General features: G+C 69.7%; 20 protein-coding genes and 1 pseudogene. 11 read left to right on the forward strand and 10 right to left on the reverse strand.

The genetic code is table 11. From position 1 onward, the window contains the following. Positions 1-23 precede the first annotated feature (23 nt). The 4 genes from ACFQRI_RS20900 to ACFQRI_RS20915 are packed head-to-tail and all read left to right on the forward strand — an operon-like array spanning position 24 to position 4,337. Positions 24-1,370, forward strand: a complete 1,347-nt coding sequence (locus tag ACFQRI_RS20900; protein WP_380671201.1) for an ABC transporter substrate-binding protein — start codon at positions 24-26, stop codon at positions 1,368-1,370. Beyond that, positions 1,367-2,269 carry a carbohydrate ABC transporter permease gene (locus tag ACFQRI_RS20905; RefSeq protein ID WP_380671203.1) on the forward strand — a complete coding sequence of 301 codons (903 nt, stop codon included), beginning with the start codon at positions 1,367-1,369 and terminating at the stop codon, positions 2,267-2,269. Before ACFQRI_RS20900 ends, ACFQRI_RS20905 begins: the two co-directional genes overlap by 4 nt. 53 nt (positions 2,270-2,322) lie before the next feature. Beyond that, on the forward strand, positions 2,323-3,165 hold the full coding sequence (locus ACFQRI_RS20910) for a carbohydrate ABC transporter permease (RefSeq protein ID WP_380671471.1): 843 nt from the start codon (positions 2,323-2,325) through the stop codon (positions 3,163-3,165). Positions 3,166-3,209: 44 nt separating this feature from the next. Beyond that, on the forward strand, positions 3,210-4,337 hold the full coding sequence (locus tag ACFQRI_RS20915) for an ABC transporter ATP-binding protein (protein ID WP_380671205.1): 1,128 nt from the start codon (positions 3,210-3,212) through the stop codon (positions 4,335-4,337). A gap of 902 nt (positions 4,338-5,239) precedes the next feature. Here the strand turns inward: ACFQRI_RS20915 and ACFQRI_RS20920 are convergent. Continuing rightward, positions 5,240-6,079: pseudogene (locus tag ACFQRI_RS20920) on the reverse strand (DUF389 domain-containing protein); the annotation flags it as partial. Here ACFQRI_RS20920 and ACFQRI_RS20925 point away from each other — a divergent pair. From ACFQRI_RS20925 to ACFQRI_RS20940, 4 genes are all read left to right on the forward strand, one after another. After that, positions 6,078-6,575, forward strand: a complete 498-nt coding sequence (locus tag ACFQRI_RS20925) for a DUF1269 domain-containing protein (protein WP_380671207.1) — start codon at positions 6,078-6,080, stop codon at positions 6,573-6,575. The pseudogene ACFQRI_RS20920 and the gene ACFQRI_RS20925 overlap by 2 nt on opposite strands. Positions 6,576-6,617: 42 nt before the next feature. Further along, entirely contained in the window at positions 6,618-7,739 is a 1,122-nt protein-coding gene (locus ACFQRI_RS20930) for an AI-2E family transporter (protein WP_380671209.1), read from the forward strand. Positions 7,740-7,855: 116 nt separating this feature from the next. Further along, the gene (locus ACFQRI_RS20935; protein ID WP_465269729.1) at positions 7,856-8,341 is read left to right on the forward strand and encodes a DUF7144 family membrane protein; all 486 of its coding nucleotides are present in this window, start codon (positions 7,856-7,858) and stop codon (positions 8,339-8,341) included. 70 nt (positions 8,342-8,411) lie between these two features. Next, positions 8,412-8,855 (forward strand): DUF6069 family protein, encoded by a 444-nt coding sequence (locus ACFQRI_RS20940; RefSeq protein WP_380671213.1) that lies wholly within the window; start codon positions 8,412-8,414, stop codon positions 8,853-8,855. Positions 8,856-9,475: 620 nt separating this feature from the next. Here the strand turns inward: ACFQRI_RS20940 and ACFQRI_RS20945 are convergent. From ACFQRI_RS20945 to ACFQRI_RS20960, 4 genes are all read right to left on the reverse strand, one after another. Beyond that, positions 9,476-10,792: an ATP-grasp domain-containing protein gene (locus tag ACFQRI_RS20945; RefSeq protein ID WP_380671215.1), complete on the reverse strand. Its 1,317-nt coding sequence runs from the start codon at positions 10,790-10,792 to the stop codon at positions 9,476-9,478. Positions 10,793-11,087: 295 nt separating this feature from the next. Then, positions 11,088-11,372, reverse strand: a complete 285-nt coding sequence (locus ACFQRI_RS20950) for a WhiB family transcriptional regulator (protein WP_380671217.1) — start codon at positions 11,370-11,372, stop codon at positions 11,088-11,090. Between the two features lie 97 nt (positions 11,373-11,469). Further along, positions 11,470-11,922 (reverse strand): ATP-binding protein, encoded by a 453-nt coding sequence (locus ACFQRI_RS20955; protein ID WP_380671219.1) that lies wholly within the window; start codon positions 11,920-11,922, stop codon positions 11,470-11,472. Positions 11,923-11,975: 53 nt separating this feature from the next. Next, positions 11,976-12,350, reverse strand: coding sequence for an STAS domain-containing protein (locus ACFQRI_RS20960; RefSeq protein WP_380671221.1), 375 nt, complete (start codon positions 12,348-12,350; stop codon positions 11,976-11,978). A 71-nt stretch (positions 12,351-12,421) separates the two neighbouring features. On the opposite strand from ACFQRI_RS20960, the gene ACFQRI_RS20965 reads away from it, so the two are divergent. After that, on the forward strand, positions 12,422-13,645 hold the full coding sequence (locus ACFQRI_RS20965; protein ID WP_380671223.1) for a PP2C family protein-serine/threonine phosphatase: 1,224 nt from the start codon (positions 12,422-12,424) through the stop codon (positions 13,643-13,645). Between the two features lie 10 nt (positions 13,646-13,655). On the opposite strand, the gene ACFQRI_RS20970 is transcribed toward ACFQRI_RS20965, so the two are convergent. Together ACFQRI_RS20970 and ACFQRI_RS20975 are read right to left on the reverse strand one after the other, a co-directional pair. Then, the gene (locus tag ACFQRI_RS20970; RefSeq protein WP_380671225.1) at positions 13,656-13,853 is read right to left on the reverse strand and encodes a DUF2795 domain-containing protein; all 198 of its coding nucleotides are present in this window, start codon (positions 13,851-13,853) and stop codon (positions 13,656-13,658) included. A 228-nt stretch (positions 13,854-14,081) separates the two neighbouring features. Then, positions 14,082-14,324 (reverse strand): DUF6480 family protein, encoded by a 243-nt coding sequence (locus tag ACFQRI_RS20975; protein WP_380671227.1) that lies wholly within the window; start codon positions 14,322-14,324, stop codon positions 14,082-14,084. A 353-nt stretch (positions 14,325-14,677) separates the two neighbouring features. Between ACFQRI_RS20975 and ACFQRI_RS20980 the strand changes: the two genes are divergently transcribed. Then, a complete protein-coding gene (locus tag ACFQRI_RS20980; RefSeq protein WP_380671473.1) occupies positions 14,678-16,642 on the forward strand; it encodes a CocE/NonD family hydrolase in 1,965 nt (654 codons plus the stop codon). 114 nt (positions 16,643-16,756) lie between these two features. On the opposite strand, the gene ACFQRI_RS20985 is transcribed toward ACFQRI_RS20980, so the two are convergent. Next, on the reverse strand, positions 16,757-16,951 hold the full coding sequence (locus ACFQRI_RS20985; RefSeq protein ID WP_380671229.1) for a ubiquitin-like protein Pup: 195 nt from the start codon (positions 16,949-16,951) through the stop codon (positions 16,757-16,759). 381 nt (positions 16,952-17,332) lie between these two features. Here ACFQRI_RS20985 and ACFQRI_RS20990 point away from each other — a divergent pair, with 381 nt between their 5' ends. After that, positions 17,333-18,886, forward strand: a complete 1,554-nt coding sequence (locus ACFQRI_RS20990; RefSeq protein WP_380671231.1) for a phospholipase D family protein — start codon at positions 17,333-17,335, stop codon at positions 18,884-18,886. Positions 18,887-18,960: 74 nt separating this feature from the next. Here the strand turns inward: ACFQRI_RS20990 and ACFQRI_RS20995 are convergent, their stop codons facing one another. Then, entirely contained in the window at positions 18,961-19,146 is a 186-nt protein-coding gene (locus tag ACFQRI_RS20995; protein ID WP_380671233.1) for a hypothetical protein, read from the reverse strand. A 350-nt stretch (positions 19,147-19,496) separates the two neighbouring features. Then, entirely contained in the window at positions 19,497-20,042 is a 546-nt protein-coding gene (locus ACFQRI_RS21000) for a hypothetical protein (protein ID WP_380671235.1), read from the reverse strand. Between the last annotated feature and the right edge of the window lie 84 nt (positions 20,043-20,126).

Below are 20,126 nucleotides of genomic sequence, written 5' to 3' on the forward strand. Positions count from 1 at the left end.
CCCTCACGGAAGTGCGGACCATCATGAGAAAGCCACTCAAGGCCTACGTCGGCGTTTACCTGGCGGCCTGCCTCGCGCTTTCGGGATGCGCTGGGGCCGACGAGCTGAGGACCTCGGCGGCCAAGACCGTGACCATCGCGATGGTTTCGAACCCGCAGATGGAAGATGCGATCAAGCTCGCGCCCCGGTTCGAGGCCGAGCACCCCGGCATCGACTTGAGGTTCGTGTCCTTGTCGGAGAACGAGGCGCGAGCCAAGATCACGGCATCGACGGCGACCCGCAGCAGCCAGTTCGACGTGGTGATGATCAGCAACTACGAGACGGCGCAGTGGGCCAAGAACGGGTGGTTGCGCAACCTGTCGCCGGATGCGGCCCGCACTCCCGGCTACGACGCGCAGGACTTCGTCCCGAGTCTGCGCGAGGCGCTGTCGTACCGGGGCGACATGTACTCGATGCCGTTCTACGGCGAGTCGTCCTTCTTGATGTACCGCAAGGACCTGTTCGCGCGAGCTGGCATCACCATGCCCGAGAATCCGACGTGGGAGCAGGTTGCGTCGTACGCGCAGAAGTTGCACGACCCGGCGAAACAGGTCGGTATCTGCCTGCGCGGCAAGCCCGGGTGGGGTGAGCAGCTCGCGCCGCTGAACACCATGATCAACACCTTCGGTGGTCGGTGGTACGACGAGGACTGGAATCCCCAGGTCACGAGTCCTGAGTTCACCAAGGCCGTGAGCTTCTACACCGACCTCGTGCGCAAGTACGGCGAACCTGGCCCCGCTACCGCCGGGTTCTCCGAGTGCGCGACCCAGTTCTCGCAGGGCAAGGCGGCGATGTGGTACGACGCCACGTCGGCGGTTTCGACCGTGGAGAGCCCGGAGGACAGCAGCGTGGCCGGGAAGGTCGGCTACGTGGCGGCGCCGGAGGGCAAGGGCACGCCCAACTGGCTCTACAGCTGGTCGCTCGGCATTCCCACGACCAGCGACCGCCCGGCCGAAGCGTGGGAGTTCATCTCCTGGATGACCAGCAAGGAGTACATCGAGCTGGTCGGCAACGAGATCGGGTGGTCGCGGGTTCCTCCGGCCAGCAGGCTGTCGACCTACCGGATCCCGGAGTACCGAAGGGTCAGCTCGGCCTACGGGCCTCAGACCTTGGAAGCGATGAACCGGGCCGATCCCACCCACCCGACGGTGCAGCCGGTCCCCTACACCGGCGGGCAGTTCTTGGCGATCCCCGAGTGGCAGGACCTGGGGACGCGGGCGAGCCAGCAGATCAGTTCGGTGATCGCGGGCAAGCAGAGCGTGAGCGAGGCGCTGGAGCAGGTGCAGCAGTACGCCGAGGCGGTCGGCAAGACTTACCAGGAGCAGCGATGAGCAAGCATTCGACGCTTTCACGCGCCGAGCGGTGGCGGCGCCGAGGGCCGCTGCTTCCGGCGTTGATCTTCACGATTCTGGTGACCCAGATCCCGTTTCTGGTCACGGTGTACTTCTCGACGCAGTCGTGGAACCTGGTTCGACCGGGTTCGCAGGAGTTCGTCGGCCTCGAGAACTACGTCTACGTCTTCAACGACAGCCAGTTCCGCGAGGTCGTCCTCAACACGGTGATCATGATCGGCGGGACGGTCCTGATCTCGGCCGCGCTCGGGCTGGGGCTGGCGCTGCTGCTGAATCGGACCTTCCGCGGTCGCGGCGTCGTGCGCACGCTCATCATCACGCCGTTCCTGGTCACCCCGGTGGCCGGAGCGCTGCTGTGGAAGACCTCGATGTTCGACCCGCAGTTCGGGATCGTCAACTTCCTGCTGCGGCCGTTCGGCGCCGGCGGAATCGAGTGGGTGAGCCAGTTCCCGCTGGCGGCGGTGATGGTCGAGCTGATCTGGCAGTGGACGCCGTTCATGATGCTGCTGATCCTGGCCGGCTTGCAGAGCATGCCGGGCGACATCCTCGAAGCTGGCGGCGTCGACGGTGCCGGCCCGGTAGCGCTGTTCCGCGAACTCACCCTGCCGCACCTTCGGCGCTTCATCGAGCTGGGTGTCGTGCTCGGCGCGATCTACCTGATCAACACCTTCGACGCGGTCTACATGATGACCTCGGGCGGGCCGGGCGTGGAGAGCGCGAACGTGCCCTTCTACATCTACCAACGGGCATTCCTCGGCTTCGACATCGGCCAGGCCGCGGCAATGGGCGTGGTGACGGTCGCCGCCACCATCGTGGTCGCCACGGTCGCCCTGCGCCTGATCTTCAAGAGCTTCTCCGGTGCGAAGGAGGCAGCCTGATGACCACCACCGCTCCTGTCCAGCCAACACTTCCCGAGCGTTCCGCCGAGGACATGGCCGCGCTGCGCCGGAACGCCCGTCGCAAGAAGCGCGGCAAGGGTGCGGGCTGGTCGCTCCTCGCCTGGATCACCGTCCTCGCGTTCTTCTTCCCGGTGCTGTGGATGGTGCTGACCGCGTTCAAGCACGAGCGGGAGGCCTCGACAGACCCGCCGACGTTGCTCTTCTCGCCGACGCTCGAACAGTTCCAGGCCGTCATCGGCAGCGGAATGGGCATGACGTTGTTGAACTCCGTGTTCGCCACGGTCGTCTCGACAGCCTTCGTGCTCCTGCTCGGGGTCCCGGCCGCGTTCGCGCTGTCGTTGCGACCGGTGAAGAAGACCCAGGACGTGCTGTTCTTCTTCATCAGCACCAAGATGCTGCCGATCGTGGCCGTGATCATCCCGCTGTACGTCATAGTCAACGAGATCGGCCTGCTCGACCACATCTGGGTGCTGGTCATCCTCTACACCGCGATGAACCTGCCGATCGCCGTCTGGATGATGCGCTCGTTCTTCCTGGAAGTCCCTCCCGAGCTGCTGGAAGCGGCGAGCATGGACGGTGCGGGCCTGTGGACGGCCGTCCGCCAGGTGATCCTTCCGCTGATCTCGCCGGGTATCGCCGCGACGGCGTTGATCTGCATGATCTTCTCCTGGAACGAGTTCTTCTTCGCGGTCAACCTCACCGCGGTGCGCGCGCAGACGGGCCCGGTATCGCTGGTCGGGTTCATCACCGGTGAGGGCCTGTACTGGGCTCGGCTGTCCGCGGCCTCGACGCTGGCCGCGCTTCCCGTGGTCATCGCCGGTTGGATCGCGCAGAACAAGCTGGTGCGAGGACTGTCCTTCGGCGCGATCAAATAACCCCGCACCCACCACGCGTTCCTGATCTACTGGAGGAGCCAACGATGGCTGAGATCGTCTACGAGTCGGCAACATGCCTCTACGAGGGCGCGGATGCGCCCGCCGTCGACCGGCTCTCGCTTCAGATCGACGACGGCGAGTTCGTCGTCCTCGTCGGACCGTCCGGATCCGGTAAGAGCACGGCTCTGCGCATGCTCGCCGGACTCGAGGACATCGACGAGGGCACGATCACCATCAACGGCGAGAACATGGTTGGCGTGCCGTCCAAGGACCGCGACATCGCGATGGTGTTCCAGAACTACGCGCTCTACCCGAGCATGACCGTGGCCGAGAACATGGGCTTCGCGCTCAAGATGCGCGGCATGCCGGCACCAGAACGACGTCGCCACGTCGAAGAAGCAGCCGAACTTCTCGACCTCACCGAATTCCTGGACCGCAAGCCCGCCAAGCTCTCCGGTGGCCAACGGCAACGCGTTGCCATGGGGCGAGCGATCGTCCGCGAGCCCCAGGTGTTCTGCATGGACGAGCCGCTGTCCAACCTCGACGCGAAACTGCGCGTCCAGACCCGCACGCAGATCGCCGCGCTGCAACGACGACTGGGCACCACCACCGTCTACGTCACCCACGATCAGGTCGAAGCCATGACCATGGGCGACCGGGTCGCGGTGCTCAAAGGCGGCAAGCTCCAGCAGTTCGCCACGCCCGCCGAGCTCTACGACCACCCGGTCAACGCCTTCGTCGCCGGCTTCATCGGATCACCCGCGATGAACCTGATGTCCGCACCCATCACCATTGACGGCGTCCAAATCGGGGACAGCACGCTGGCCCTGGAACGTGGTCAACTGAGCGCGCTGCGCGAACTGGGACTCGACTCGGTGACGGTCGGTCTGCGACCGGAGCAGCTCGAGGTCGCCCCGGCCGGCGAGGGCGTTGACGTGCGCATCGAGCTGGTCGAGGACCTCGGCAGCGAATCCTTCGTGCACGCACGCCTTCCCGGCAACGGTACGGGCGGCGCCGAGTTCGTGGTCCGGTCCCGCACGCGCGCCCCCGGGCGGATGGGTGAGTCGATCAGCCTGCGGCACACCCAGGGCGGCGTGCACCTGTTCCACCCCGAGACCGGTGGCCGCATCAGCGACACCACCTCGTCGCAACAGGTGAAGGCAGGCGCGTGAGCGGAACCGAGCAGGCCAGCCGGCGCACCGTGCCGATCGCCGAACTGATCGCGCGGGCCCGGGGCATCGCCGCGTCCGGCCGCCGCTGCTTCCTGGGCATCGCCGGTGCGCCGGGCTCGGGAGAAGGGAACGGTCGCGGGCGAGGTGGCCGATGCCTTGGGCCCGGTTCCCGCCCTGGTTCCCATGGACGGGTTCCCCCTCGCCGAATCGGAGTTGCGCCGGCGCGGCAACGCGATCGCAAGGGCGCTCCGGACACGTTCGACGCCGCCGGGTACGTCGCGCTGCTGCGCGGGCTTCGGAAGCCGACGCAGGAAACCGTCCACGCCACGAGGTCTCACCATGAGGGAGCCGATCTCGTCGTTCGTCGCGCAGGCGCAGCCCGCGCACGCGCGCGTTCGTGGAACCCGCGCGGCGCGAGATCGCCGCGATCGTCCGGTCAACCGGTCGGCGCCGGCGCCACGTGCGTGCTGCCGAACACGAGGTTGAGCCGCACCGGAAGGTCGGTGAGGCCGGCGGCGTCGAGCGCGCGTCGCAGGGAAGCCACATCGGGGCCCCGGGGGCGGAGCGGCCGCGATCACCTGGATGGCCCCTCGTTCGAAGGTGATCCCGGCGACTTGGACCGTTCGGGCGGAAGCCCACCGCTGGACGGCCGGCTGGGCTGCGGCGACGATGCGTTCTTGCTGGAAGACCTGGTAGCTCCCGATCCCTAGCGGCACGCTGACCAGCACGACGAACCCCGCGATGACGGCATAGGTGCGCACTCCCAGCCTGCCCACCGGGTGGGCCGAGGCCTGCGCGGCCGGCTGGACCCCGTAGGCCAGGAGCACCACGGCCCCGGTCGCGATGATCGCCGCGACGTTCGTGGCGAACAGCAGAAGAGCCCCCGAGGCTTGATCGAAGGCGCCGGATTCGACCGTGAGGCCGGCGACGGACAGCGGTGGCACCAACGAGATCGCGATCGCCACTCCCGGCAGGGTGTCGGAGACGTCCGCGCGCACGAGCGCGAACGCGCCCACGGTGCCGGTCGCCAACGCAGCGACCAGGTCGATCAGCCCGGGGCTGACTCGACCGGCGACCTGGGAGTTGGTGTCGGCGACGATCGGACCCGGGATGAGCGTGCCGAGGACGAACCCGATGGCCACGACGACCGCGGCACCGCCGATGACGGTCGCCACGCTGCGGACGAGGTGGGGGCGGGAGGCGAGAACCGCGGCGTACGCGGTGCCGAGGATCGGTGTCATCAGGGGAGCGACGATCATGGCACCGATCACGGTGGCCACGGAATCGGCCACCACTCCCGCTCCCGAAATGATCGCGGACAACACCAGCAGGACCCAGAACGCAGATCGCTGCGCGCGATCGGTCAGGAACAACCTGCCGGACATCCGCTCGATGTCCGCCCTGGAAAAACCGAGGTACGGGATGTCGTCGCCGTCCGGGAAGCCTGCTTGCCCGTCCGGGTTCCGACGACGTGGTGGCACCATGCTGCATCCTCGCGGTCGGGCTGCGCGGGCCCGTCGATCGTCTCGACCGAGGTCGCGTTCCGGGCCGAAGCTCTGCGCAAGTAGAACCGCCGGGCGACCGCGCCGCACCCCAGCCGCCACGAACGGGTGAACGGTGTGCGGTGAAATGCCTGGTCGATCGTCTGGTGGTGGTGCGTTCGAAGTGCGGTACCGGCAGGTGTCCCTACGCTGTGAGCTGACGATCGCTCTCCAGCAACGACCGGAACGGAGGCCCTCCATGGCCACGATGACCGTCTGGAAGTTCGACACCGCGGCCGGGGCCGAGGACGCCTCGAAGGCGCTGCAGGAACTGCAGAAGGAACAGCTGATCACGCTCTACGACGCCGCGACGGTGTCCTGGCCGGAGTCGGCATCGAAGCCGAAGACGCGGCAGTTGCACCACCTCACCTCCGGAGGTGCGCTCGGCGGCGGCTTCTGGGGCCTGCTGTTCGGGATGATCTTCTTCGTGCCGATCCTCGGTGCCGCCCTGGGCGCGGCGGCAGGAGCGGCGGCCGGGGCACTCAGCGACGTCGGCATCGACGACGACTTCATCCGCAAGACCCAGGACGCAGTCGTTCCGGGCACGTCCGCGCTGTTCCTGCTGACCGCCGATGCGGTGCTGGATCGCATCAAGGAGCGGTTCGAGGGCGACCGCTTCGAGCTGATCCACACGAACCTCTCCCACGAGCAGGAAAAAGCACTGCGCGAGGTGTTCGAGGACCACGAAGCCGCCTGAGGTCGGCGCCGAGCGGAAGTCCGGTGCTCACCAGGTCGCGGCGTGCGAGGCGGGCCCCGCGGCCTGGAGGGCGCGCAGGTCCGCAGGACGGCGGTGATGATGATCGACTCGTCGGGTGAGGGGAGGGGCGGTCCTCTCCCGCTGACGCGCCATGCGCAGATCGCCTGCGTGTACCTGGCGGTGGGCGTCCTCGCGGTTCTCGCGTACGCGGTGCGCGACATGCTCGTCCTGGTGTTCCTGGGGTTGTTCTTCGCGCTCGGCCTCGAACCGGCGGTCTCCTGGCTGCAGCGGCATCGGGTGCGGCGAGGCCTGGCGATCGCGGGAGTCGTCGCGGTGGTCCTGGTCGTCACCGGGGCGGCGGTGCTGTTCGCGCTGGTCCCGGCGGTCGGCCAGCTCGGTCATTTCGTGGCACGCATCCCGACGCTGCTCGCGGGGGTCGGCGCGAATCTCGGCGATCCCGGCGACCTGCGCGCGCACCTGCACGAACCCGCTGTGCAGGAGAAGCTCAGGGCGACCGCGAGCAAGGCGGCGACCGTTGTTCTGCAGGCGCTGACCGCGGGGTTCGCCGCGCTGGGCGCGGTTTTCGGCGGTGTGTTCGCCGTCTGCACCGCCGGGGCGCTGATGGTCTACTTCTCGCTGGCGATGCCGCGCATCCACGCCGCGGTCGACCGATCGGAGACGACGGGTGCGGGCCGCGCCGAGGCGCTGCGCGCAGCGATGAGCAGGGTGGGCGGGTACGTCACCGGTCAAGCGGTGGTCTCGTTGTGCGCCGGTGCTGTGTCCTACGTGTTCTTCCTGGTCGCCGGTGTGTCCTACCCCGCGCTGCTCGCCGTCGCGGTCGCGCTGCTGGACACCATCCCGCAGATCGGGGCCACGCTCGCCTCGCTGGTGGGCACGCTGGTCGCGCTGAGCGAGAGCCTGTCCCTGGCCGTGATCACGTTGGGGTTCTTCATCGTCTACCAGGCCGTCGAGAACTACCTGATCACACCACGGGTGTTCGCCAAGGCGGTCGAACTCAGCCCGCTCGGGGCGTTCGTCGCGATCCTCCTCGGAGGTGCGCTCGCCGGAGTGCTCGGTGCCATGCTCGCCCTTCCCGTGACCGCCGCGCTGAAGGTCCTCTACCGCCACGCGAGGACCGAAGCGGCCCGCCGACCGGCCTCCTGACGACGACACGGAGCCATCGCGCGCCGACCAGGGGCGTTGGTGATCCGAACTGCGAAACGACCACCGCCGGGCGATGCTGGTCCGAACAACACCGCGACGGAGAGGATCGGGGAAGGATGTCCAGCCCGGGTACGGAGGAGCAGGGCGCGTCCAGCGGCGCAGGGCGGTCCGAGCGGACAGCACCGGAACAAGGGCGGCAGTGGGCGGTCTCGCGTGCCGCATCGCCCGCCGGGTCGTCGGGTTGGTTGGCCTTCGGCGGTTGGATGCTCGTCCTCGTCGGTGCGTTCAACGTCATCTCCGGTCTCACGTCGCTGTTTCGCCCCGACTACTACGTGGTGGTGGCGGGTGAACTGCTGGTGTTCGACTTCACCGCGTGGGGCTGGATCTGGCTCGCCCTCGGTGCGGTTCAAGTCGTGGCCGGTGCGGGCTGCCTCGGTGGGCAGCGGTGGGCGCGGGTCGCCGGTATCGGGTTGGCCGGGTTGGCGGCGATCGGGCACTTGGCGTTCCTCGCGGCTTTCCCGCTCTGGGGGCTCATCTCGATCGCGCTGTGCGTGCTGGTGATGTACGCGCTCGTGGTTCCGGACGAGAACTCCCTCGGCTGAACCCGCGGGAGAGCCCACGTCGTCAGCGGCCGGTGAACCGGTGTGGCGAGAGCCGACGAACGGAGGCGTGATGAGTGGTCCTGCGGAAGCGAGATATCGGGACGCCAGCGGAAGGCGCCTGTGGTCCGGTGGTCTGGCGACGGCGGTGGTGGCAGCGCTCACGGCCGTGGTCGGGATCCTCGTGATTCGAAGGCTGTTCGGGATCCAGGTGCTTGCGCCGAAGGAGGCCGGGGCGTGGGGTGATGCCAGCACCGCCGGTTACGCCCTGGCCTCGGCGGGCCTCGCGATCCTGGCCACGGCGCTGGTCCAGGTTCTGCTGCGCACGACCCCGCGCGCGATCTCGTTCTTCCAGTGGATCATGGTGCTGCTCGTCGTGATCGCCGTCGTGCTCCCGCTGAGCCTGGGCGCGAGCCTGGACACCCGGATCGCCACCGCGGTGCTAAACCTGGTGATCGGGTGGACGATCACCGCGATGATCTCCGGAATCGCGAGTCCGCGACACCGAGCCTGGTGAACGACCCGGTACTGGCCATCCGGGGTCTGCGTCGCCGCCGATGAGACCTCACCGGCACCGAGATCCCGAGCTCGGAGCGCGATGGTTCTCCCGTCGATGCCCGGGTGCCGCGATCTCGACCTGCCCTGATATCCGCAGGTCACGGCCAGAATGAGTGGGTTCGAATCCCACCGTCCCGGCTGGCAAGAGGGTTTCCGCAGGTCGCCGGCGGAAGCCCTCTTCGTCCGTTCTCGGTCCGCGGTCCGGAGTCGAGCACGCCGCTCGTGGACACCTTGGCTGCGGAGTTCCGGAACGGCCGGTTTCGATCTCGGGAAGCGCGGGACTCCGCGAAAGGTGATCCGCGGTCACGACCTTGAGCTGACCCAGTGATCGAGGGAGGAGTCACCCCACAGCTGCTGGAGGTCGGCACCACGCGCTGACGTCTCTTTTGGTGATCGGCAGCGTGGTTGTGACGGCACGTCCGTGCAACCCCGTGCTCGACGACATCGAACCTGGGAAGGTCGGGTGGGCGCTGGCCGCGATCGAGCTGTCGACGTTGGGACGCCGCGCGTTGAACGTCCACCCGCGCCGCGGTGGCGGGGGCGAACGAGTCGTGACCCCCGCTGATCTTCCGTCGGCAGCTAGTCGCTCTGCGGGGACCTCCGGAGGACGAAGGGAAGCAGGTCCACGCATCGCAGGTACTTGGCCCGCAGGTCTTCTTCGCTGTCGGCGCCGAGGTAGACGGCGAACAGCTCGTAGCTGTAGGGGTCTTGGGCGCGGAGCTCGGACAGTCGCTTGCCCTCCTGGGCGACCAGGTCGACGAAGGCGTCCGGGAACTCCTCGCGCACGCGCGCGAGCTCGGCGTCCCCCGGTGCGGACTTCACGTGGGCGTCCTCGAAGGTGCGGTGGAACCACTTCCCGGCGACGCGGTGCCGGCCGGACCGGTAGGGCATGGTCGGTTGCTCACCGGTGGCCAGCTGCACCATCGCCTGGTGGTTCGGGGTCCCGTCGACGAGCTCGAACAGCGGGGCGTGCGACTGGGACAGGCGCGGGTTGACCTCCAGGATGTTGAGCGCCTCGGTCTCGGGGTCCCGGAAGAACTCGATGTTGAACATCGTGTGGTCCAGCCCGAGGCGTTCGGCCACGGCGCAACTGATGTCGACGATCCTCGGCCGGAGCTCCTCGTCCACGCCCGAGGGGTACTGGTACCGCTGGAAGCTGGAGGAATCCGGGTAGCACAGCGAGTCGACGATGCCGTAGACGTGCGCCCGGCCGCCGTGGCAGTAGCCCTCAGCGGTGATCTGGTCGCCGTGCACCGCTTCCTCGGCCAGGCAGGCCACCCCGCCGATGTCCGCGATCTCGGGCGGCAGTTCCAGCGTGGACAGCAGGAAGTCGAACGCCTCGCCGACTTCCGCGATTCCCCGGTGGACCTGTTCGGCGGCCGAGCGCAGCTCGGAGGAGTCGTGCACCTTCAAGGCCAGCTCGGACGAGTAGGCCTTGACGGGCTTGAGCCACATCGGGAAGTTCAGGCCGGGTGGTGGTTCGGGGCGGTCCAGGTCGACGATGCCGAAGCTGGGGTGCGCGTCGGTGACCTCGCGCTGCACCAGGCGGCTCCAGTACTTGTGCTCGCTCTTGACCACCGACTCCAGGCTCGGACCGGGCAGGCCGTTGCGCGTGCACAGGATCGGAACCATCGAGCTGACCGGGAAGTCCCAGTAACCCACGATCGCGTCCACGGGTTCCCGGAACTCGTCGATGCGCTGCTGCGCCACCTCCAGCAGCCGCGGCAGGTCGACGTCGCCGAACATCAACCGGTCCTTGTCCAGCAGCGCGTGGAACCGGTAGCCGGACAGGTGCGGTTGTTCCCGCAGCAGGTCGAGGTTGCGCTCGTCGAGCCCGAGCGCGAAGACGTTCTTCGGCCGCTCGGGCGCGATGTCCGGATCGTCGGTCGCGCTCATGAGCTCTCACCACCGGGTTTCGGTACACATCGGAACGACCGGGCCGCGGTGCGCGCGTCCCGGTTCGGGCGCAGCGCTGGTGGAGACCGACGATGGCGCCGCGCGCGCTCTTCGGAATTCCGCAGCCCGCCGCGCAGGTCCTGCAGCGGGCGCAGTCGAGTTCGCGCCGTGCTCGTGGCCACCGGGATCCGCCATCGACCGGCTCCTCCTCGCTGCGCTCGCGCTCCGCCACCGAGTAACCCCGGGAAGGCGGTGCGAAACCGCGCGGCGGCCCGCCCGCTGCGGCGGTGGAGGATCACCTCGCGGCTCGGCCGCCGAGCAGCCCGCGACGCTCCTGCTCGCCGAGTCCGCCCCACACCCCGTAGGGTTCGCGAGTCCGCAGCGCGTGCTCGCGGCACTGCGCGATCACCGGACACCGGCGGCACACGCGCTTCGCGCGGCGTTCCCGCTCGACGCGCTTCCCGCCGCGCTCGTTCTCCGGGTGGAAGAAGTGGGCGGTGCGGAGATCGCGACAGGCCGCCCGCAGTTGCCACGCCCATTCCTCGCTGTTCGGCTTGGGGAGTCGGGCGGTGGTGGTCACGCTCACCTCCGTTCGGGCTCATCAACGGGCCGTCCCGTGAAGTACCCGAGCGGGTGGGTGCGCACACCTGGCTCGGACCGGAGGGCGCGAAGCGGTGTCAGTTGGGGGTGCCGTCGGCTTCCGCGGGGAGACGCCAGTTCATCAGCACCGTGGTGCCGTTCTCGTCGGAGTTCACCACGGCGTCGTCCGCGAGCCGGCGGATCAGCGGCAGACCGCGTTGACGATGCCGCTCGCCTTCGCGCTCGGGGACCCAGGACCCGTGGTCGGTGATGGTCACCTGGACGCGATCGGCGTGCCGCACGGCTTCCACGTCGAGCAGACCGGACGCCCCGCCGTAGGCGTGCTCGACGGCGTTGGCCATGGCCTCGTAGCTGGCGAGCGCCAGCGATTCGGCAACTCCCTCGTGCAGGCCGGTGGCTCGTGCCCACGCGGTCAGTTCGTCGCGCAGCACCGGCAAGCTGCCCGCCGAGGCGGGCACGCCGCTGCGCTGCAGGTGGGCGACGCTTCCCGGGGGATGTCCGTCAGGCCCTCCTGAACGAGCGAATGCCATAGAACTTCCCATCGACTCCGGCTGCACTCCTTGGGGTTGTCCGGAATGCCGGATCACAAACCCGGGGCGGCCGCCAGCGCCTCCTCCCGGTCGGGGAACACCTCGATCTCCTGGTCCAGGCCCATCAGCTGGATGGGGCGCAGCGTGGCCGGGTTGTCCGCCACCACCCGGAACCGGACGTTCGACGCCGTCGCGTCGCGGTCGGTGCGCACCAGCGCGGCCAGCCCCGCGGACGACAGGAACGTCACGCCGGTGATGTCGAGGACGAGGATCTCGGGACCGTCGGCGACCGCCTGGTCGAGCACCGCCTCGAGCTGCGGTGAGTTGACCAGTTCGACCTCGCCGGTCGCCGTGACGAACAGCGTGCGGCCCGACCACTCGGCCAGCGCGCTGAACGGCGCGTGGGTTTCGTTGATGTCGGAAGCCATGCCCCCATGGTGGGCTCCAGCCCGTGTCCTGGCAAAGATGCGGCGCGCCCGGGGTGGTTATGCTGGCGAACATGCATCCTTCCGCGGAGTCTTCCGCCGAGGAGCGTTTGCGGCGCATCGGACTGGTCACGGACTCCTCGTTGACCCAACTCGACGTCAACCACCTGCTGCGGGAGGCGCTGGCGAGGGTGCGCGACGTGCTCGGCGTCGACATGGCCATAGTCCTGCTGCTCGACTCCGGCGGTGACGAGCTGATCGCCACGGCCGCGGTGGGAATCGACGACCACGTCCAGCAGGGCGTGCGGGTGCCGGTCGGACACGGGCTGGTCGGCGCCGTGCTGGCCGAGGGGCGAGCTCTCGTCTCCGACCCCGTCGACGACTACGAGCTGCTCAGCAGCGTGCTGCAGGACGTCGTGCACGGCGAGGGGATCTGCTCGTTGGCTGGAGCTCCCATGGTGTCCAACGGGGAGACCACGGGCGTCCTCTGCGTCGGGGCGCGCAAGCCCCGCAGCTTCGCCGACCTCGACGCGCACCTGGTGCAGCTCGCCGCCGACCGCGTGGCCCCGGTGTCGCAGGCGGGCTCGTCGCGCGCCGAGCGGATCGCGGCCACGGTGCTGCAGCACAGCCTGCTGCCGGGCACGCTGCCCTCGATCCCCGGCGTGTCGATCGACGGCCGCTACGTCGCGGGCGCCGACCACGGCATCGGGGGCGACTGGTACGACGTGTTCGAGCTGCCGTCGGGGCGGATCGGCATCGTGATGGCCGACGTGGTCGGGCACGGCCTGCTGGCGGCGGTCGTGATGGGACGCTTGCGCAGCGCCCTGCGCGCCTACGCCATCGACGAGGACGACCCCGCCCAGGTGCTGCACAAGCTCGACCGGGAGGTCACGCACTTCGAGCCCGACGCGATGGCCACCGTCGCCTACAGCGTCTACGACCCGCGCACCGCGCGGCTGCGGATCTCCCTGGCCGGGCACCTCCCGCCCGTGCTGGCGCGAGCGGGAGGGGTCGGTGAGCTGGTCGAAGCGCCCGTGGACCCACCGGTCGGGGTGCAGGTGTCGGTGCGGCGGCGCAACGCGGTCGCGATCGACCTCGTCGCGGGGGCGACGATCTGCTTCTACACCGATGGGCTCATCGAGCGCCGGCACCAGCGCATCGACGTCGGACTCGCCGCGCTGTGCGAGGCGGTCACGTCCGCGCCCGCGCACGAGGTGTGCACCGCGGTGATGAACAAGCTGGTCACCTTCACATCCTCCAGCGACGACGTCGCGCTCCTGGCGCTGAGCCGCTGCTGAGCCTCCGAGCTCAACTGCCGAGCGCGACCTGCTCGCGCACTTCCTCCTGGCTCTCGTAGGTCCGGTCCGGGACGATGAGCACGGCGCGGACCACCTCGGCGTCGACGTCGCTGCGCTCGGCCGCGGCCACCAGCCCGCTCTTGCTGATCGGGTACTCGACGTCCTGCAGGAAGGGCCGCACGTGGTCGGGATCGGGTGGACGGGTCATCGCGGTCACCTCCTCCGCGCGAGCGTTCGAAGCCGTCCCAGGTCGGTTTCCCACCGGCGGCGCCTCCTAATCGAGCGCGCTCGCGCCGCGTTCGGGCCCGCACGGGGCGCCGCTGCGCCCAGCACCGCGTGCCCGGCGAAACGCAGCCGCACCCGGCTGCGTCGCGCCGCGGAACGCGCGTGCGCGCTCGACGACGCACGACTTCCTCGAGCCGAGCCGGGCGGGCGCTCAGGCGAGCACTCCGAGCGCGAGGTAGGTGAAGAAGCCGGCCACCAGCAGCACCAGGACGCCCAGCGCCGCCAACCACACCCACTTCGTCGCGTGCCGCCCGGCCCGCTGCTCGGCGGACAGACCGCCGGTGGCCTGAGCGGACTCCGGCGGGGTCTCACCGGGCGGGACGGAGCCTCCCGATTGCAGTCCGGGCGTGCGATCGGGGTCCGGGTCGGGTTCGGAAGGTTGCTGTGCCGACATGCCCGACGGATAACCGGCTGGCGAGCGGACAAACCCGTCAGCAGCTCGGCGCTGAGCTCCGCGTGCCGCGAGCGGGAACGATTGGAGCGGGGTGCGCGGCGGCTTGAGCAGGTGGATTTCAGCGAGCTCCGCTCCGCACGTCCGATGCCGCCCGGCGCTCCGCACCGGCACCGGTGGGCGATCAGCCGGGCAGGGTGCGTGACTGCCGGGTAGGACGGGTAGACCCGGGGATGGTGACCCGGGTGTTCCTCGACGTGCTCGGGTCGTACCGCTCGATTCGTCCGGGAGGGCTGCGAGTGCACACGGTTGAGGAGTTCCCGCGCGAGATCGTTGAGGACGAGATCTGGATCCCGATGTCCGACGGAGCGCGGCTCTCGGCGAGGATCTGGAAACCGGTGGATTCCGACGCGCACCCCGTTCCCGCCGTGCTGGAGTACATCCCGTACCGCCACCGCGACATCACCGCCGTGCGCGATTCGATCCACCACCCCTACCTGGCGGGGCACGGCTACGCCTGCGTGCGCGTGGACCTGCGCGGCAGCGGCAACTCCGACGGCGTGCTCACCGACGAGTACCTGGAGCAGGAGCTGCACGACGGGGAGGAGGCGCTGGCGTGGTCGGCCGCGCAGCCGTGGTGCACCGGTCGCACCGGCATGGTGGGCATCTCCTGGGGCGGCTTCAACGCCCTGCAGATCGCCGCGCGCCGCCCGCCGAGCCTTTCCGCGATCGCCGCGCTGTGCTGCGCCGACGACCGCTACGCCGACGACGTGCACTACATGGGCGGCTGCCTGCTCAGCGACAACCTGTCCTGGGCGAGCGTGATGTTCGCCGACACCTCCTGCCCGCCGGATCCCGAGGTGGTGGGGGAGCGCTGGATGCGGATGTGGCGCGAACGCCTCGAGGGCAGCGGGCTGTGGCTGGACGCCTGGCTGCGCCACCAGCGCCGCGACGACTACTGGCGGCACGGCTCCGTCTGCGAGGACTTCGGCGACATTGCCTGCCCGGTGCTCGCGGTCAGCGGGTGGGCCGACGGCTACTCCAACGCCGTCTTCCGGCTCATGCAGCACCTCGACGTGCCGCGGCGCGGCTTGATCGGGCCCTGGTCGCACAAGTACCCGCACATCGGGGAGCCCGGGCCCGCGATCGGCTTCCTGCAGGAGCTCGTGCGCTGGTGGGACCGCTGGCTCAAGGACGTCGACAACGCGGTGATGGAGGCACCGCGGCTGTGCACCTGGATGCAGGAGAGCATGCCGCCCTCCACCAGCTACGAGGAACGCCCCGGGCGTTGGGTCGGGGAGCCGTCGTGGCCCTCGCCGAACGTGCGGAGGCAGCGCTACCCGCTCGGGCACTACCGGATCGAACGCCCGGGCGAGCAGGCGCCCCGCGAGACCCCGCTGACCGTGTCCTCGCCGCTGTCGGTGGGCCAGTACGGCGGCAAGTGGTGCTCCTACAACGCGCCACCCGACCTCCCGTACGACCAGCGCGAGGAGGACGGCGGCTCGCTGGTGTTCGACTCCGACCCGCTTCCCGAGCGCTGCGAGATCCTCGGCGGGCCGCTGGTGGAGCTGTCCGTCGAGGTGGACCGGCCGGTGGCGATGCTGGCCGCCCGGCTCTCCGACGTGAGCCCCGACGGTCAGGCCACCCGCGTGACCTACGGGTTGCTCAACCTCACCCACCGCGACGGGCACGAGGAGCCGAAGCCGTTGGAACCCGGGGTACGGCACCGAGTGCAGCTGCGGATGAACGGGGTCGCGCAGGCCTTCCCCCCAGGTCATCGGATCAGGCTGGCCCTGTCCACCTCCTACTGGCCGCTGGCCTGGCCCCCGCCCGAACCGGTGCGGATCACCGTCCACCCCGGCGAGAGCGAGATCGAGCTGCCGGTGCGCCCGCCGGAGTCCGAGGAGCTGCCGGCCGACCTGTTCGGCGAGCCCGAAGGCGCACCGGAGATCAGCACCCACCAGGTCGAGCCGGGCGAGCAGCGCTGGCGGGTCAGCCGCGACCTCGTCGAGTACGGCGCCGCCCTGGAGGTCGTGAAGGACCTCGGCGTGCTGCACTTCGACGCCATCGACCTGGATCTCGAGCGGAGGGCCGAGGAGACCTACAGCTGGGTCGCGGACGACTTCGGCTCGGTGCGCGGTCACATCGAGTGGACGATGCGGTTCAGCCGCGGCGAGTGGACGGTCAGCACCACCACCCGGACGACGCTGAGCTCGACGGCGACGGAATTCCTGCTGCACGCCGAGCTCGACGCCTACGTCGACGACCGCCGGGTGTTCTGCCGCGACTGGGATCGACGGATCCCGCGCGATCACGTCTGAGCGACCGCTGGGTTCACCGGTCTGCTGCGGGCGCCCCATTTCGACGCCGCGGCGCGCGCCCCGGAGACGTGATCCGAGCGGAGCCTCGGGGAGGATTCCCGGCAGGAGGGCGGGTCACTGCCCGCCCTTCTGCACGTAGGACCGGACGAAGGCCTCGGGGGAGTCTTCCAGGACGTCGTCGATCTCCGCGAGCACCTCCTCGGTCGCGTCGTCGAGCTCTTCGCGGCGCTCCCTGCCCTGGACCTCGGGTTCGGCTTCCTCGGGCTGCTCGGAGTTCGCCGGGTTCCGGCGGGTGTGGTCCTGCTGCATCGCTACCTCCGGTCGTCGGTCGCGAGGTGCTCGGATCGTGGACTTCCCCGGAGGAGCGCCGGTTAATCCCGCTGCCGGTCGGGAACCGCGCCGCTCGGCAGCGGGACGTGCACGTTTACCTGCGCGCGGCCGGGGTATTCGACGGAGAGCGGCAGCTGCCCGCCGAACCGACATCGCTGCGGGGATTCCCCCTGGAAGCATCCCGATGGCAGGTCAATCGTCGACGTCCTGATGAGTCACCAGCGCGGGGCGACACGGGTTCGACGACTGCGAGGAGAGGTAGCTGTCCAACGATAGCGCCGAGAGCTCCCTGTCGAACCGCGCCGGTTGATCTCGCGGGACGCGAGCAGGCACGGTGCAAGGCCCGGATGTGGAGGCCACTTGCCACGCGGAGCGAACCACCGAGCGGCGACCGCACCGGTGTGGTTCCTCTCGTCCGCCGAGCGCGGCAACCCGTGCACCGACCTCACCGCGTGGACCGGCGGGAACGCCGTCCGGACGCTGATCGACGGCGAGGAGTGCTTCCACCGCATCGCCGCCGAGCTGTCCGATGTGGGCGAGGGCGACCAGGTCTACTTCGCCGCTTGGGCAGGTGATCCCACGGAACGGCTGACCGCGCGGGGTTCGGCCATCGGTGAGCTGATGCGCGCTGCCCTGGACGCCGGTGCGTCCGTGCGCGGTCTCTTCTGGGCACCGCTGCCGGGAGGGAAGCCGGACTACGTGCGGGAGAACGAGGAGTTCGCCGACTTGCTGCGTCGGCGCGGTGGCGTCGCGCTGTTCGACAGGCGGGTGCGGCTGCTGGGCTCGCACCACCAGAAGTTCGTCGTGATCCGACGTCCGAACCGCCCGGCCGCGGACGTCGCGTTCCTCGGCGGCATCGATCCGTGCCCGAGCCGCCGCGACGACGACGCGCACCGCGGTGATCCCCAGGTGCAGGATTCGATCGCGGCGGCCTTCGGGGACCGTCCGCCGTGGCACGACGTGCAGATCGCGGTGCGCGGTCCAGCGGTCGCCGAGGTGGAGGTGTGCTTCCGCGAGCGCTGGCAGGACGTCCGCGCGGCACCGCTCGACTCGATTCGCAGGTCGGCCGAGCGCGAGGAACTGCCCGCTCAGCTGCCCGCGCCGCCGCGCTGCGGCGGGCACGCGGTGCAGCTGCTGCGCACCTACCCGCGCAAGGTGCCTGCGTACCGCTTCGCTCCGCGCGGGGAGCGCAGCATCGCGCGCGGCTACGCGAAGGCGCTCGCCAACGCGCGGGACCACGTCTACGTCGAGGACCAGTTCCTCTGGTCGCCCGTGGTGGCCGAGACCTTCGCCGAGGCGCTGCGCAGTGCTCCGGAGCTGAGGTTGGTCGCGATCCTGCCGCACCAGCCCGACAAGGACGATCCCCTGCAGCTCGCGGTGAACGCCGTGGCCCAGCGCAGGGCGCTGGATCTGCTGGAGGAAGCCGGCGGCGAGCGGGTGGACTTCTTCGAACTCGTCAACCACGAGCACGTGCCGATCTACGTGCACTCCAAGCTCTGCCTCGTCGACGACACCTGGGCCACGGCGGGGTCGGCCAACCTCAACCGCCGTTCCTGGACCTACGACTCCGAGCTCGCGGCGGCCGTGGCGGACGAGCAGGACAGCGGCGAATCACCCACCTTCGCCCGGGAGTTCCGACTGCGCCTCTGGCGCGAGCACCTGCAGCGGGCCGAAGGCGACGAAGCGGACCTGCTCGACGCGAGGAAGGGCATCGGGGTCCTGCGCAGGTCGGCCGCCGACCTCGAGGCCTGGTACGCATCGGGCCGGATCGCACCGCGGCCGCCCGGACACCTGCGCCTGCACCACCGGCCCGCCGCGAACCGGGCGACCCGAGCGTGGGTCAGGCCGCTCGCGAGGACGATCGTGGATCCGGACGGGCGTCCCCGGAAGCTCCGCAGGAACGACGACTGGTGATGGCACCACCAGGCCGCACGACGGCGAAACCGCGGCGACGGGAGGAGCGCTCCTCCTCGACCGGCAGGCGCGGATCAGTCGGGCTTCTCCTCGGAACGCGGTGCTTCCGGCCAGGCCTTCGGGTCGTCGTCGGCCGGAGGTTCGGCGTCCAATTCCTCCTCGGCGCGCGTGGGGTGATCGCCCTGGAGGTGGCTCTCCATCTCCTTCTCCAGGGCGTCGTCCTGCATCGGTCCGTGCTTGTCGCTACCACGCTGTCCCACGGCAGGTTCTCCTTTCCTCCCGCGCCCGAAGGCGCTGCGCACCTCTCGGGTACCCGGTGAACCGCCCGACGACTGCGGACCGGGCGTCGAAATGCCCGGAAGTCGATCTCACGTTCCCGATCGGTCGACGTTCCTCAACCCGCCGATCGCGGTCGCCGACCCGTCCCGATGCCTCGAGTTCGGACACCGGTCTCGAGCCCGGTAGGTCGCGGGTGCGGCCGTCCCGCTTGTTCGCTGCGCATCGTTCCGCACCGCCGGCACCACCTGGGCCGGTCCTCGCCCACGGGGCATTTCCTCGCGGACGCGGTGTTAAACGACGAGCTGATCCGATCGGCCCCACGCCCGGGCGGTCACTGCGAGCTGCCGAAGGAGGTGCGACGGGCGATCGTGCGGGCCAGCAGGACGTCGAGCCCGCCGATCAGCAGGTAGGCGAGAACGGTCCCGAACGCGGTCAGCGGCCACGCCAGGAACCAGCTGATCTGGGACAAGCCGTAGGCCGCCATCAGCGCGGCGACGATGGACAGGATGTCGATGCCGCCGGTGAACGTCGCCACCTGCCCGCTCTCCGGCAACCGGCCGTGCGGGAAGCGGGCCACGAACACCGAACCCACCAGGAGGAACGCGAACGCGGCCCCGAAGGCGAACGAGATCGTCTCCAGCGCGCTGGCCGCTCCCCGCGATCCCGTCACCAGCCCGTACGCCGCCGTGATGGAGATCGAGAAGCCGTAGGCGGTTGCGTTGTTGCGCAGCGCCGTGCGCACGCCGCGTCCGAAGACCTCCCAATCTCCGCGCTCGGCGCGCTCGTCCGAAGGTTGCTGGTCTCCCGGTTGCTCGGCGGGCTCGCCGGCGTCCTGCTCGTCTCCGCGCTGCGGTCGGTCGCCTTCCTCCTCGGACATGAGCGAAGCGCATCACAGGCGCTCGACCGACGCCACTCGTGCGGGTGCCGCACGAGGAGGTTCGGCCCGCACGGGACCAGGGGA

It is taken from the genome of Saccharopolyspora griseoalba (assembly GCF_042665275.1).
Classification (GTDB): domain Bacteria; phylum Actinomycetota; class Actinomycetes; order Mycobacteriales; family Pseudonocardiaceae; genus Saccharopolyspora; species Saccharopolyspora griseoalba.